The following is a 14,404-nucleotide window of genomic DNA, read 5'->3' as shown; positions in this document are numbered from 1 at the left end:
TGGAAGTTTGTTAGAAGAAGCGAAACGCTTTTTGATCTTTGCGGTTTTCCTTTCCGCGATTTCCGTATTTTTTTCCCAGCTCAGATCCTTGAATAAGGAATTTTTAGAGGCGGATTCCGGGATCCAGGTCCAGGATTCCGCGGAGAGATCGCCTAACACAGATTTTACGAAAGAATATCTAAAATTTTGGAAAGGTTTGGTCAATTTCGATCTGGGCGAAACCGAATCCGGGGATCCGGTCCTTTCTCATATACTCTCCAGATTTTGGCCCACTTTACATTTAGCCGGATTTGCGGTTTTAACGGGGACCTTCTTTTCCGTTTTCTTAGCCTTGGTCTCTTTTCTTCCTCGGTGGAGTTTGGTGGGAGAAGTTTTCGGATTTATCAGTCAAGTTATCTTATCCACCCCAGTATTTGTAGTTTCCGTTTTTCTATTGGTATTCTTTTTTCTGATACTGGGCTGGCTTCCTCCCGGAGGATATGAGCCTTGGAATACCGCTTATGTGATCTTGCCTGGAGTCGCTCTTGGTTCCAGAGTGTTTGCCAGACTTTTTATTTTTGCCCACCAACTGGCCGGTACTGAAAAAAAATCGGCTTATACGAACGTTTTGAAGGCGAGAGGATATTCAGAAAATCGAATATTGTTCCGACATATTCTTCTGAAAGTTTGCCCCGTACTTCTTATCTTGATCTTATTGGATTTGAGTTCTTTACTTTCAGGCGCAATCGTTGTGGAAGAGATCTTTTTTTTCCCCGGGATCGGAAAGTCCATGTACCATGCGATAAGGACCATGGATTCCGCATTACTCTCCGCTCTTTTATTCTATAGCGGAACGGTATTCTATATTCTGACCAGAGTCTCGGAAAGAGTAAGAGATAGACTTTTGGGTTGGGAGGCAGGTGCAGCTTGAAAACTTCAAACCTGCTTCGTTACGGAGTGATCTCCCTATATTTAGTTTTAGTAATATTTGGAATATTATTCAAGTCCGCTCCTACTGAATTGAATTTAAAAGAGTCTTTTCTCCCTCCGTCTTTGGATTTTCCATTCGGTAAGGATAGATTGGGAAGAGACGTGCTCTCGATGTTCGCTTACGGAAGTTTGGCTACTTTCTTATTCGCTTTTCCTGCAAGAGTCCTTACCTTGGTCGTGGCTTCCCTAATCGGTCTCGTTTCCTATACAAGTCCATTCTTTAAAAGGAATGTATTCTCTCCCTTGTCTTCCGTATTTGTTTCTCTTCCTTCTTTACTCTTGGCGTTGCTTGTTGTCCAAGTATTCGGTGCGGGACCGATCCCTTTGTTTTTAGCGATCGTTCTAGGAGATTGGGCACAAGCTTATGAGACGGTTCGGGCCAAAATCGACGAGGTAAGCACAAGCGGTTATGCGTTAGCCGCTTCTTGTTTTGGTGCGAGTAAATCTTATATTTTTAGGGCCCATCTTCTTCCCCAAGCGTTCCAAATATTGAGAGCACTTTTGTTTACGGGACTTCCTGCAGTTGTGATGACACTTGCAATATTCGGATTTTTAGGGATTTCAGCGGGAGGTGAAGTTTTCGGGCCCGGTTTAGGGGAACAAATTGCATTTTCAAAGGATTACGCGCAGAATGCTCCTTGGTCTTTGGTTTTTCCTACATTAGGAATTTTAGGTTTAGTAATGACGGTGGGAGGAAAACGATCTTGAAATTGTTGTTCTTCCGAAAAATACCCGCCTGTATTTTACTGATTTGTTTAGCTCCTTTGTTTGTTGGATTTCCAATATTTGGGACCGGGATAAACGATTATTATCGTATTTCTGAATATTCTTCTCCCGAAAAGATCCAATTTGAGAAGGAAAGAAAACTTTGTATTTTTCCTCTCCGGAATTTATCCGGAGATGCCTCTCTGGATTTTTACTCCTCCGGTTATGCATCTGTTCTATATTCGGGTCTGAAATCTTTAGTTCAAATTTACGACGAATCTCTTTACCCTAAGTCTATACAACATGCTTTTGGTCCAAATCCTTCCGGGGTGAAACCGAATCTAAAAGAAGGAGAATGGGATTATGCAGGACTTGAAAAATTAAAGAAGGGAGAACTTTCTTTAAACGTATCCAAAGATCCTAGATATTTGATCTTAAAAGTCCAACCTTACGAAACGGAAACAGCTCCTGACGAAGGATTTATCATTCCAGTCTCCCGAAAATACGATTGTTTTTATTCCACTTACGGAGAATTTGAGAAGAAGGGAGAAGAGCTCCGGATCAATATCCGATTGAGATCTTCCAAAGACGGATCTAAGAAAGAATTCTCCCACAAAACAAGTATTAGGCGATCATATCAGGAATTAGGTCCGGTGATCGAAGAGATCCGCAAAACACTTTTAGGAAAACATACTAAAGTGCTCTCCGTTAAAACCGGGACCCAGTATGATTCTTTAGTCTTCTTGGACGGGAATTACATAGGTAAAACCCCTTTAAAAAGAAATGATGTTCTTGCCGGGATACACGATATCCGGATCACTAAGAACGGATATTCTGATTGGATCGGCCAAGTGGATCTGAGAGAAAATTCTAAAGATCTGGATATCGTATTAGAAAAAGATAAAAAAGAAGGCTTTCTTTCCCTAGATTCCGACCCACAAGGAGCTAAGGTGTATTTAGGTTCGGAATATTTAGGGGTGACTCCACTCGTAAAAGTTCCTGCCAAAATCGGTTGGAACAGATTAAGATTCGTTTTAGACGAGCATGTGGACCAATTTAAAGGAGTGGAGATCAAAAAAGGAGAAGTATCGGAAATCAAGGTCAAACTGAAAGAAGGCGAATCCGTTTCCTATTATAAAAACAAAAAGTATTTATTCTTAGACCATACCTACGATGACTTTGCGATCTATTCACTTTACGGAAGTTTGTTCTTTTATGCCGGATATTATTATTTCAATTTGAGAGCGAATCAGGCCCTGGAAAACGTAAGGCCCATGGTCCAGATCACAAATTTTGCGGCTCTCCAGGAATTGCAGCAATCTTCTCCTAATTTACAGACATTCGCACTTTCTTATTTCTATCAGGAAAGTATCTATAACGATGCAAAAGATAAATCCGATTATTTCAGATCTATTTCCGGAAGATTCGGAAGAAACCAAGGGATCCAAGGCGGACTCATGTTGTACGGGATCGGAACAATGCTGATCTTGTCTGCGACATTCTACGCTCTTGGATTGGATTCCGAAACATTAGAGGTAGGTGTGGCACCCGTCAAAACCATGCCGACATTCGTAAGAGGTTTGGAAGGACAGTATGAAACCGAGTCTTACGCAAAATTTAATATGCGATTCTGATAGATCTTTCCGGAGTTCTTTGGCGTATCGGCCAAAATATTTAAGCTTTGATATAAGAATATAGTCTAAAACTTCCTAAGACAAGGAGGCCTTCTGCGTTCCGTATAGGTTTTAGGATCTCCGAAAGTTTTTCCGGAAGGACCGAATAAGATCCATATCCTTCCGGAAGTTTGAATTCTTTGGAATCTAAAAAATACAAATTTGTATTCTGTATTTTTGTATAATCAAAAAGTTTTTCCGCCATAGATTCTCCTTCTTTGTCCGGTAAAAATCCGGCGAGTATAGAAAACCTTTTACCTGGAAATGCGGAAGATAAAGACGCAAGTGTGACTCGGATTGCATCCGGATTATGTGCAGGATCGAATACGATGAAGGGAAGATCCGATATGGTCTCCAACCTGCCTGGAGGAAGGGGCAGGGGTCTAAAAATTACTTGTTCCGTCTTTTCCAAAGAGGATAACTTCTTAGAGATATATCCCTGTAGGTTCTCTACAATAAACTTTACGTATTCTTGATTATGATCCAGATAGGATTTTCCTTCCGGCAAAGAAGGAAAAAGATGGAGATACAAATTCTTTTCGGAACAAAACTCTTTTAGTATTTTTAACTGAGACGGTTCCGGTTCTAATGCGAATACGATCTTCGTTCTTTCGGATACGATCCCTAATTTTTCCTTTAAGATCGCTTCTTTTGTATTTCCTAAAACCGCCTTATGATCTTCTCCGATAGCGCATATAACTAGTATGTCCGGTTCCGCCACTTTTGTGGCGTCTAATCTTCCGCCTAAGCCCGCTTCGTATATTTGGACCGCGATGTCCTTTTTTTCGAATAAAACGAAAGATCCAAGTGTAAACCATTCGAACCAGGAGAGAAAGGAAAGTTCCTCCGAAGTACTTTCCGTAAATAGAATATTAGAGATCTCTTTTAGATCTTCTTGGTCGATAGGATCGAAATTCGGGCCGATTCTGATCCTTTCTTTCGGATCGAATAGATGAGGAGAAGTATAAAGACCTGTTCCGTATCCCAAATTTGAAAAACTTCCCGCTAAAAAATGGGAAACGGAACCTTTTCCGTTCGTTCCGACGACAGAGATCCTAAGCCTTTCTTTCTTTCGATCTCTCCAGCCATGGGAGTCTATTAGTTTACGGAACGGATCTAAGGAATAATCCCCAAAAACGTTAAAATTTCTAGTCTTCTCTAAATTGGTTAATTTGGATCCGAATTCTAAAAAATCTGGGATAGACATTTAAGTATTTCTAATATTCTTTCAGGTGTATCCGAGAGCATTTAACAGCCTGGACCTTCCCTTTTCGATTAGGTCGGTACTTAAATTTACGCCGGTGAATAATCTGAATTGTTCTACCGCTTGGTAGAGTAACATATCCGTTCCAGGCACGATCTTGGCGCCCTTCTTCTTGGCCCCTAAAACCAAAGGAGTTTCCAGAGGGTTATAGACTATATCGAATACGATTTGACCTTCTACAAAACAAGACTCAGGGATAGCGGGTCCCGGATCTTTTCCTTTCATTCCAAGCGGAGTTGTATGAATGATGAGAGAATATTCCGAAAAATCCTTTTGTACTTCGTTTAGATCCTTGGATTGGATCTTTGCGGACGAAGTCTTGGATAGTAAGCCGATCAATTCCTCCGAAGTTTTGGGATTTCTTGCAGCGATAGTAAGATCTTTTGCTCCTGCTTCTTTCAATAGTGTGAAAGAAATTCCGCGAGCACTTCCACCGCTTCCGATCAATAATACTTTTCCTTTTAAACTTTCCGGAAAAGATTCTTTCACGGACCGGACTGCGCCTATTCCGTCCGTATTATGCGCGCTAATCGATCCGTTCTCGAAAATTAAAGTATTACTGGCTTTGACCGCTTGAGAGGTCTCGTCGGTTTTATCTGCGAGTAGAAAAGCAATCTCTTTATGAGGAATGGTTACGGACAAACCTCTTACTCCGAACTTGGACAAAGAAAGAAGTTCCTTTTTTTCCAAAGTTTCCACAGGAAAAACCAAATATCCGCAGTCCAGACTTAGGTCTTCATACCATGAAGTATGTAATAGAGGTGAGAGGGTATGAGATAAGGGTCGGCCTACGATCCCGAAGTATTTTGAGCTGTCTCGAAAGATTTTCAATGGGTTCCGCTTCTTTTTTACTAAAATTCTCGACTTTATCCGAAAACCCGGAAAACCTGTAATGCAGATGGGAATCCTGGCCTCGCTCAACGATTTTCTCCCTTTACTCGGCACTCAACCCTTTTTAGTTTTAGCTTCTTCTTCGGGTTGGTGGACGACATTCACGGATATACTGTTTGTTCTGTCCATTAGCGGCGGTTTAGCCTGGTATTTTTATTATTATAAAAGAAAGGATCTTTTAGGCGGTTACTGGGTGGCGTTTTTAGTCGCTATTCTGGGGTCGTTGATCATTCTTTCTATCTTCCAAGACCTAATCCGAGAAGTGGTGTATTGGTTAATCTCGCCTAAGATCGGAATCTACCAGGTTGCCAATGTGAATTTGATCGCGGTACTTTTGGGCGGATACTCCATGCTCTATATCATGAACCGTATCAATCATAATAAAGAACGTAGGGATTAATTTACGGGCGACTCACTCGCTTTGCTCGTGATCGCGCTCTTCGCTCCAATCAGCAAAGCGCCATAAACGGCGCATTGCCGGATTTCCGCTACGATCGCTGTCGCATCCAGATCCGGGCTTTTCCTTTTTCCGCGCAGTGTCGCAAAGTTGCGGCACTACGAAAGTAGGAATCGTCGTCTTTATTTCTTCTTTTCTTTTTCCGCCAAAGACATTTCGAATACTTTGGTGTATTTTAGAAAATTATAATAGAATCCCATGATCGCGAGGATCAATCCCCTTCTGCCGTCCAAAAACCCGAGTCTCACAAAATACATCCAAAAGGATTTGTATCCTGCTTCTAATAAAGCTAAGAACAGACCGGTTCTTTTTCCTTTTCCGAATTTTTCCGCGGCTGCAAGTTCGGAATATCGATTGATAAAGTTCACATGATCGAATAAATTTTCGTAGGAATAATGGAATACGGGATGTTTTAACTTCTTCCTCTTTCCGGACAATTCCACCGCTTCGTGGACCTTTCCACCCACGAATTTTCCTTTGGATCTTAAGAATAACCTGGCCCTATAATTCGGATACCAGCCTCCGTGCCGGATCCATTTTCCCATGTACATCGTAAGTCTCGGGATCAAGAACCCGTCTTCTTCCGGTTCACCGTTCTTAAATAAGTTTTTGATCTCTTCTTTTAGTCCCGGAGAAAGTTCTTCGTCTGCATCCAGAGTGAGTATCCAAGGATTCACTGCTAAAGATATGACATGGTTTTTTTGGGACACGTAGTCGTCGAATTTCCGGAGAACAACTTTGGCTCCCTTTTGTTTCGCGATACTTTCCGTTTTATCCATGGAACCTGAATCCAATACTATGATCTCGTTTACGAAATCTAGGGAAGACAGACATCTTTCGATATTATCTTCTTCGTTTAATGTGATGATACAGGCTGAGATTGGGTACATCTAAGCGCGGGAAAAATCCTGATCTCTAACGGATTTAAAATTAGACGAAAGAGGAACTTCCAATCTGGCGATGGTAACGTCTTTTCGGATGATGATCCTAAAATAGGAAGGATCGATACCTTCTCCTTTCAACATGATTAATATGAGTGCAAGTCCGAGTCCCGCTCCTTCCGTATTGTCGGCGTTATCTAAATAGAATTGGGCGATGTCTCCGTACTGCATTCCTTTTTCTAATTTTTCACGAAGGGATTTTTCTTCTTCAATGGTCACCGGTGTGTTGTTTGTTACCTCGATCCGAATTCCGTCCATGGAATAGTCGAAGGTGATCAGACAGAAATATCCTTTTTTTTTGGATTTGTTTCCGTATTCTTCCGCCATACTTTCGGAAAATAATTCCTTATATTCGGAGACTCCTTTTTTGTACTGGATCGGATTTTCAATATCGTAGCCTTTTTCCTCGAAGAAGATCCTTTTTTGATTTGCCTTGCAGGCATTGATCGATAATTCTTTTACGATAGTGTAAATCGTTGGAACAAGGGTGGGATAAGTGACCTTATCCAAGATGAGCTCGATCGCCTGCTGGATATGTTCCTCGACCGATCTGGTGATCCGATGGGTCTTTAGAGAGAGGATTCTTCCGTCCTCCACCGTAAGCCGGATATTGTCTGATATATCCCGGATTTCCTGACCCATTAACCTTGAACTTTTCGGAACTCGATTTGTTTGTCAAGAGACTCATTCTAATAGCTTTAAAAAAGGTCCGTTCTAATTGGGTCCGAATTTTGCCGAAATTCTTCCCCTACATTTTAGGGAGCCTTGTTTTTTCCGGGAACATTCACGCGGATTCCTGGTCATGGAGCGGAGTTTATTTGGTCCAACCCGAAACGTTGGAATATTCCGGTCCGGTTCAGATCCAGGTCAAAGACGGCCTAGTAGAGAAAATATCTTCTTCTCCTTCCTCCAAAGATCCTCTGTTCATTTTACCAGGGTTTTGTGATTCTCACGTAACCTTAGGGGCAAATTCACTCGGTGGTTGGAAAGAACGTTCGGAATTGGAATCCGATCTGAAACAATTTCTGCTACATGGGTTCACGCATATCCAGAGTATTGCGGATCCTCCCTGGGCCGGCGAACTTTCCCTGATCCGAAAAAAGAATTCTCAGTATCCGAGTATCTCGGTTCTTGCTCCGGTTTTAATTGCCGAGTCCAAAGAAATTTCCGGATCTAAAGCTTCCGGCTATAAGATCCTGAAATCACCTGAAGAAGCGATGTCTTCTCTCTCCGGCAAAAAAGGAAAGATCCATGTATTCTTACGGCATAACGAAGGAGAAACTTTCGAAGTGGATGGAAAACTTCTCTATCGAATGAGAAGTGAAGCGGAGAAGAATGGATTGGAATTATCCGTCTCCACCTTCGGAGAGGAATTTGCAAATTGGGAAGCTTTGTCTTCCGAAACGAAGGTGCTCTATCATCCTATCCCGGAAACTTCTTCCATTCGTCCCGTGGCTCATAATTTGGTGAAACAGATTTGGGCTCCACTTTTCGGGATCTATTTTACAAGAAAGGGAATAGGTACTTCTTCTTTTGTGGAAGAATGGGAAAAATGGACCCAATGGAGCCCGACTTTTAGGGAAAGAGCGCTGTCTAAAGAAGTACTTTCTACTATACCAGGACTTTCCGAATCGGAACGAGAGGAAGCGGAGAAGGAATACGAATCCTATCTTGCTTTCTTGAGAGCTCGCAAAAATCTGTCCCTAAGGATCTTACTCGGTTCCGGTGCAGGTCACCAATTACAGTTCCCTGGGATTTCCGGCTGGAAGGAACTTAGAATTTTATCCGAACTTCTGGGACCTAAAGAAGCCTTGAGAGCGGCGACGGAAACCACCTGCCAGTATTTGGGGGCGGCTCATGAGGGGAAGATCCGAGTCGGAAAACCGGCTCATCTTTTGATTTTTAGAGAAGACCCTCTCCAGAATTGGGATAAACTAAAAACATTAAGAACGGTCGTGACGGAGAGAGTGAAAACGGAAATCTCTTCTCCGGAAAAAAAGAAAACTAAGGGGCAGAGACGATGAAAGAAGATCAAAAAGAACTGTTTCAAAAATTACTGGACGAAAGTTTCCGAAAAAAAGCGGCCTTAGAGCCCGGAGCCAAAGTTTCTGCGTTAGTCACCAGTTCCAAATCGGATTACGTTTTTATAAAGATCCAAGAAGCAGGACTCTCAGGTATTATCGCTTCTGACGAATTTACGGAAGCTCCGAAACAGGGAGAGACAATCGAGGCTTATTTCCTACAGGAATCTTCCGGAGACCAATACTTCACCACTTGTTTGAACGGGGACACAATCTCCAAAGATATGGTATCGGTGGCTCATCACGCCGAAATTCCGGTCTTAGGTCATATCATCGGAGAGAATGAAGCAGGCGTAGAGGTCAAGTTAGGCGAACTTACAGGCTTCTGTCCATTCTCCCAATTGGATCCGGAACTCAAAAAACAAAACAACGGAGTTGGCAAAAGGGTCCGCTTTTTGATCTCAGAAGTCGGGAATAAGGGAAAGATCATCGTTTCCCAAAAGAAAATCGCGGATAAGGAAAGAGAGGCCAAAATTTCCGTCCTGAAAGGCGAATTGAAGCCTGGCATGTTCGTCACTTGTAAGGTCAAATCCGTTCATACCTTCGGATTGATCGTGGAAGCGGACGGACTTACAGCACTTGTGCCTGCTTCCGAAGCCACTTTCAAAAAAGGAGCCGATCTCTCCAAAGAATTCCATCCAGGGCAAGTGCTTAGGGCTAAAGTCCTAAAATTAGATTGGGAAGAAGAAAAACATAGTTTCACAGTTAAGGATTTTCTAAAAGATCCTTGGGCGCAAAATGTTCCGTTCAAGGAAGGAGATTTGGTTACCGGAACGGTAGAAAGTGTAAAACCTTTCGGAGTATTCGTAAAATTGAATGAACATTTTTCCGGACTGGTTCCCAATCGAGAAACGGGACTACAAAATCGTACACCTGCCGCACAACATTTCAAGACCGGTGATTCGGTTTCTGCCTTCGTAACGGAAGTGAATCCTACAAAAAGACAGATCTCACTTTCCCTTGTAAAAGCGAAAGAAGTGCAGGAAAGATTGGATTATAGTGGATATCTTTCGGAAGAGACTTCTTCCACCGGATCTTTCGGCGCTATTCTTGCAAAATCCTTAAACAAGGGACAGAAAAAAGGTTAAATGGCACTCCGGATCGCATTGTATCGACCGGAGATACCTCCCAATACGGGAAATATCGCCCGACTCTGCGTCGCCTTAGGTGCGGAGTTGCATATTGTAGGAGAACCTGCCTTCGAGTTGTCTGAAAAAGCAGCAAGAAGAGCAGGGTTGGATTATTGGGATAAACTAAAATTGACCCTTCATCCTAGTTGGGAAACTTTCTCAAAATCTTTACCTTCCGATTCCAAATTATATTTAATATCCACTAAGGGTAAAATTTCTTATACAACTCCTCATTATGGGGAGAATGACGTATTTTTGTTCGGAAATGAAACTTCCGGATTACCTCCTGAAATTTTTCAATCAGAGATCCCTAATGGGATCCTTCGGATCCCGATGGAAGAAGATTGCAGGTGTTTGAATTTGAGTAACGCGGTCGCTGTAATCGCATACGAAGCATTGCGGCAAATCCGACGTTGGTGAATCGGAAACTGTCTTCCGGAAAAAATCGGATTTACACCCCTCGAAAAAAACGGTCCTATGGAAAAATATGGGAATGTCCTTTTCCCTAGGAGAGATACAAGCCCGAATTCGGGAACTCCTAGCAAACGGTTTAACAGGTAATTCCCAGGATTTCCATGCGTGGATCCGTATGGACACTCTTCGAAAATTCAGAGAAGAGCCTATGTTCTCTCCGGATTGGGTTCCCAAAGTTTTGGATGAGCTTGTTACTTCCGGAGAAGCCGCAAAAAGTAAATTAGATCCCAGAGAATATACTCTCTCTTCGGAATCTTCTCTACGTAAAAAAACTTCCAAAACAGAAGAATACCTTCTACTTGGCCGCACCGAATTCCAACCGATGCAATATGTTAGAAGCAGAATGGAATCTTTCTTGAGAGGGAACGGGATCGACGAGGATATGATCGTGGATCTGACGATCGGCTCCATCGAAGCGGTGGAGAATGCAGTCAAATATGGTGACGGCGGAAACGTAGAAGTCGCTTATTCAATCGAAAAAAACGGAATTTTTAAGATCCGACTGGTGAACAACCTGAGAGAATTAAATATCGAAGAAGATATAGAAAGGGGAAAATTTTCTTCCACAGCCACTCTAATGAGAGGGATGATGGTTATGCAAAAATTATTCGATAAAATGGATCTCGAGATCTTAGAGGATAAAAGACAGGCCTTGTTCATGGCCGAAAAAATCCTTCCGAAGTAAATTTTTCAGTTTTTTTACGTTTTACACTTCTTCGATTTTCGGGTCTTTCTTTCCAAAAATATGTCTTCAATTTTTAAAATCCATTCCAACTATAAAGCTGCCGGGGACCAGGTCCAAGCTATAGAAAAAATTGGCCAAGCATTCAAAAAGGGTGAGGATAAAGTCACCTTAGTAGGTGTGACCGGTTCCGGAAAAACGTTCACCATGGCCCAGGTGATCGCGAATATGGGACTTCCTACCTTGGTACTGTCGCATAACAAAACTTTGGCGGCGCAGTTATTTCGAGAGTTTAAGGAGTTTTTCCCGGAAAATGCGGTGGAATATTTCGTTTCTTATTACGATTACTACCAACCGGAAGCTTACGTTCCTTCTTCCGATACGTTTATCGAAAAAGATATGTCCATGAACGAGGAAATTGACAAACTCCGACTGCGGGCAACTTCTTCTCTGCTGGAAAGAGACGATGTGGTGATCGTTAGCTCCGTTTCTTGTATTTACGGTTTAGGATCTCCGGAAGAATATGTGAACTCCGTTGTTGCTTTGACAAAAGGTGATATCATAGACAGAGATCAGGTCATCCGCAAACTTCTGCATATACAATATAATCGTAATGATACGGATTTCTCTCGGGGAAATTTCAGAGTAAGAGGGGATTCAATCGAAGTTTATCCTGCCTATCATACGGATGCATTCCGTATCGAATTTTTCGGAGACGAAGTGGATTCTATTTCCAGGATACATCCGGTTACCGCTCAAGTACTTGCAAAACAGGAAAAATGTTTTATCTATCCTGCAAAACACTTCATCATGTCGCCTCCTTTGATAAAGGACGCCGTAAAAAGAATTAAAGATGAGATGGCGGAACAAGAGATCAAGTTCACCAAAGAGAACAAGTTTTTGGAAGCTCAGCGTATCGTATCCAGAACGAATTACGATATGGAAATGCTGCAAGAGATGGGTTATTGTAACGGGATCGAAAATTATTCCCGTCATCTCACTGGAAGAAAAGAAGGAGAAAGACCTGCTTGTCTCATAGACTATTTCCGCGGGGATTTTTTACTTATAGTGGACGAGTCTCATGTTACCATTCCTCAGGTGGGTGGAATGTATGCCGGCGATAGGGCTCGTAAACAAACTCTGGTGGATTTCGGATTCAGATTACCTTCTGCCCTTGATAATCGACCTTTGAACTTTACGGAATTCGAATTGTTAACTCCGAAAACACTCTATGTATCCGCTACACCTGCGGAATACGAATTAGAGAAGAGTAAAACAAGAGTAGAACAGATCATTCGTCCTACGGGGCTTCTCGACCCGAACGTAGAAGTCCGACCTACGAAAAATCAGGTAGAGGATCTTTTAGTAGAGATCCGAAAAAGGATAGAACTGGGAGAGAGGGTCTTAGTCACCACATTAACCAAGAAGATGGCGGAAGACTTAACGGACTATTATAAGGAACTAGGGCTTAAAGTTTCCTATCTCCATTCCGAAGTGGATACCTTGGAAAGGGTGGAGATCATCCGGGATCTCAGGAAAGGAATATATGATGTCCTGGTAGGGATCAATCTTTTAAGGGAAGGATTGGATCTCCCCGAGGTTTCTCTTGTCGCTATTTTGGACGCGGACAAGGAAGGTTTTTTAAGAAATTATAAATCCTTAATACAGACCATCGGTAGGGCCGCGAGAAATATTAACGGAACTGCGATATTATACGCGGATAAGATGACGGATTCTATGACCAAGGCCATAGAAGAGACCAAAAGAAGAAGAGCAATTCAAGAGGAACATAACCTGAAATATAGGATCTCTCCGCAAACGATCAAAAAGGAAATTGCCGATATGATCGAACGAACGGAAAAAGAACTGGCTCCGGAAGAACAAGCAGCGGAAGAGATCAACAAGAAATTTAGGGAGAAAAACTTCTCTTCTAAAGAGGAAATGAAAGAGAAGATCAGGGAAGAAATGTTAAAAGCCGCCAAGGAACTGGATTTCGAAAGAGCTGCTTTACTCAGAGACAAAATGCTTACCATTAAAGTGAATCCTATAGAGGAAAAATGAGATTAGACATTACACTTATAACAATAATTGTCACAGGGGTTATCAGTCTTTACACGTTATACGTGGATCAAAATCTTTTAGACAAATTGATCCTAAGACCTTTCCGAGATTCTAAAGAAGGGAATTATTATACCTTAGCCACAAGCGGTTTTGTTCATGCGGATTTTTCCCATTTATTCTTTAACATGCTGACTCTGTACTTTTTCGGAAGGCATGTGGATATAGTGCTCGGTCCATTGGGATTTATGGGGTTATACTTAGCTAGTATCCTAATTGCAAATCTGGTATCTTTCCAAAAAAATAAAGCGGATACGAATTATGCAAGCCTTGGAGCTTCCGGCGGAACGTCCGGGATCGTATTTGCTTCTATTTTATTTTATCCGTATTCTAAAATTTTCTTTTTCTTTATACCGATCCCGATACCTGGACCTTTATATGCGATCTTGTATTTGGCCTATTCTTATTATGCATCCAAAAACAGGCAGGATGGGATCAATCATGATGCACATTTTTACGGAGCGCTTACCGGACTTGCGGTTGCCATATTAGTACAACCGACTTCTCTGACTACGTTTATCCAATACGTGCTGGGTGGATTTTTATAAGACGTTTTCCTAAACTCCAGGGCCTTTACGCCCGAAATAGGACGTTTATTTACGGCACTGACTTTGGCACGGAGTATAATAAATTTCTAAAGTGCGAAAGGATTATCCTCCTTTCGCGATCTTATCCTTTATAAAAGCCTTAAACTTATCGGAACCGAAACTTACATCCATTTTGATGATCTCAGGAGCGAGATAAGGATGTTTTTTCATAATATATTCTTCGATTGCAGCGTACTTATCCGCTTTCGCTTTTAGAAGGATCTTATTTTCAGAATCGATGGTGAGTTTTCCTTCCCATTGGTATAATAGAGCCACTTCCGGAAAAATGGTACCACTCACTATGATGCCTAACTGCAGCATTTCTGCGATATACTCTTCCGCTAGATCTCGATCCGCCAGCGTTGTGAAGACTAAAATTTCTTGAGATGCAGACATTGGTTCCTCCGAGAAAAAGGAGGATAAGAAGTATTC

At 42.0% G+C, this 14,404-nt stretch carries 15 protein-coding genes; 10 read left to right on the top strand and 5 right to left on the bottom strand.

Annotation, left to right across the window (positions count from 1 at the left end; genetic code table 11):
• The first annotated feature begins 7 nt into the window (after positions 1-7).
• From LEP1GSC192_RS12915 to LEP1GSC192_RS12905, 3 genes are read left to right on the top strand one after another with little or no spacing between them, the layout of a single operon-like run.
• Positions 8-910, top strand: coding sequence for an ABC transporter permease subunit (locus LEP1GSC192_RS12915; RefSeq protein ID WP_020770338.1), 903 nt, complete (start codon positions 8-10; stop codon positions 908-910).
• Positions 907-1,677 carry an ABC transporter permease gene (locus tag LEP1GSC192_RS12910; protein ID WP_020770388.1) on the top strand — a complete coding sequence of 257 codons (771 nt, stop codon included), beginning with the start codon at positions 907-909 and terminating at the stop codon, positions 1,675-1,677. The genes LEP1GSC192_RS12915 and LEP1GSC192_RS12910 overlap by 4 nt, the downstream gene beginning before the upstream one ends.
• Entirely contained in the window at positions 1,674-3,308 is a 1,635-nt protein-coding gene (locus LEP1GSC192_RS12905) for a PEGA domain-containing protein (RefSeq protein ID WP_020770304.1), read from the top strand. Before LEP1GSC192_RS12910 ends, LEP1GSC192_RS12905 begins: the two co-directional genes overlap by 4 nt.
• Positions 3,309-3,348: 40 nt before the next feature.
• On the opposite strand, the gene LEP1GSC192_RS12900 is transcribed toward LEP1GSC192_RS12905, so the two are convergent.
• A complete protein-coding gene (locus LEP1GSC192_RS12900; RefSeq protein WP_020770351.1) occupies positions 3,349-4,554 on the bottom strand; it encodes a glutamate ligase domain-containing protein in 1,206 nt (401 codons plus the stop codon).
• A gap of 21 nt (positions 4,555-4,575) precedes the next feature.
• Positions 4,576-5,442 (bottom strand): shikimate dehydrogenase, encoded by an 867-nt coding sequence (gene aroE / locus LEP1GSC192_RS12895; protein WP_020770437.1) that lies wholly within the window; start codon positions 5,440-5,442, stop codon positions 4,576-4,578.
• A gap of 67 nt (positions 5,443-5,509) precedes the next feature.
• Between aroE and LEP1GSC192_RS12890 the strand changes: the two genes are divergently transcribed.
• Positions 5,510-5,902, top strand: coding sequence for a hypothetical protein (locus LEP1GSC192_RS12890; protein ID WP_036090145.1), 393 nt, complete (start codon positions 5,510-5,512; stop codon positions 5,900-5,902).
• 179 nt (positions 5,903-6,081) lie between these two features.
• On the opposite strand, the gene LEP1GSC192_RS12885 is transcribed toward LEP1GSC192_RS12890, so the two are convergent.
• Together LEP1GSC192_RS12885 and LEP1GSC192_RS12880 are read right to left on the bottom strand one after the other, a co-directional pair.
• Positions 6,082-6,849 carry a glycosyltransferase family 2 protein gene (locus tag LEP1GSC192_RS12885; RefSeq protein WP_020770482.1) on the bottom strand — a complete coding sequence of 256 codons (768 nt, stop codon included), beginning with the start codon at positions 6,847-6,849 and terminating at the stop codon, positions 6,082-6,084.
• Positions 6,850-7,542 carry a hypothetical protein gene (locus tag LEP1GSC192_RS12880; protein ID WP_020770421.1) on the bottom strand — a complete coding sequence of 231 codons (693 nt, stop codon included), beginning with the start codon at positions 7,540-7,542 and terminating at the stop codon, positions 6,850-6,852.
• Between the two features lie 26 nt (positions 7,543-7,568).
• Here LEP1GSC192_RS12880 and LEP1GSC192_RS12875 point away from each other — a divergent pair, with 26 nt between their 5' ends.
• The 6 genes from LEP1GSC192_RS12875 (at position 7,569) to LEP1GSC192_RS12850 (ending at position 13,933) form a co-directional block, all read left to right on the top strand.
• Positions 7,569-8,924, top strand: coding sequence for a hypothetical protein (locus LEP1GSC192_RS12875; protein WP_020770414.1), 1,356 nt, complete (start codon positions 7,569-7,571; stop codon positions 8,922-8,924).
• On the top strand, positions 8,921-10,069 hold the full coding sequence (locus LEP1GSC192_RS12870) for a S1 RNA-binding domain-containing protein (protein WP_020770346.1): 1,149 nt from the start codon (positions 8,921-8,923) through the stop codon (positions 10,067-10,069). The genes LEP1GSC192_RS12875 and LEP1GSC192_RS12870 overlap by 4 nt, the downstream gene beginning before the upstream one ends.
• Positions 10,070-10,531: a tRNA (cytidine(34)-2'-O)-methyltransferase gene (locus LEP1GSC192_RS12865; RefSeq protein WP_020770531.1), complete on the top strand. Its 462-nt coding sequence runs from the start codon at positions 10,070-10,072 to the stop codon at positions 10,529-10,531. It abuts the gene before it with no gap.
• A gap of 67 nt (positions 10,532-10,598) precedes the next feature.
• Complete coding sequence (locus LEP1GSC192_RS12860; protein WP_369750187.1) at positions 10,599-11,270, top strand: ATP-binding protein; 672 nt, start codon at positions 10,599-10,601, stop codon at positions 11,268-11,270.
• Between the two features lie 60 nt (positions 11,271-11,330).
• The gene (gene uvrB / locus LEP1GSC192_RS12855; protein ID WP_020770392.1) at positions 11,331-13,328 is read left to right on the top strand and encodes an excinuclease ABC subunit UvrB; all 1,998 of its coding nucleotides are present in this window, start codon (positions 11,331-11,333) and stop codon (positions 13,326-13,328) included.
• On the top strand, positions 13,325-13,933 hold the full coding sequence (locus tag LEP1GSC192_RS12850; RefSeq protein WP_036090085.1) for a rhomboid family intramembrane serine protease: 609 nt from the start codon (positions 13,325-13,327) through the stop codon (positions 13,931-13,933). Before uvrB ends, LEP1GSC192_RS12850 begins: the two co-directional genes overlap by 4 nt.
• A gap of 102 nt (positions 13,934-14,035) precedes the next feature.
• On the opposite strand, the gene cutA is transcribed toward LEP1GSC192_RS12850, so the two are convergent.
• Entirely contained in the window at positions 14,036-14,368 is a 333-nt protein-coding gene (cutA, locus tag LEP1GSC192_RS12845) for a divalent-cation tolerance protein CutA (protein WP_020770303.1), read from the bottom strand.
• Positions 14,369-14,404: the final 36 nt, after the last annotated feature.

Origin of the sequence: Leptospira sp. B5-022, from assembly GCF_000347035.1 — a bacterium.
Lineage (GTDB): Bacteria > Spirochaetota > Leptospiria > Leptospirales > Leptospiraceae > Leptospira_B > Leptospira_B cinconiae.
The sequence above is the reverse complement of the archived record's forward strand: the minus strand, read 5'-3'. Positions and strand labels throughout refer to the sequence as shown.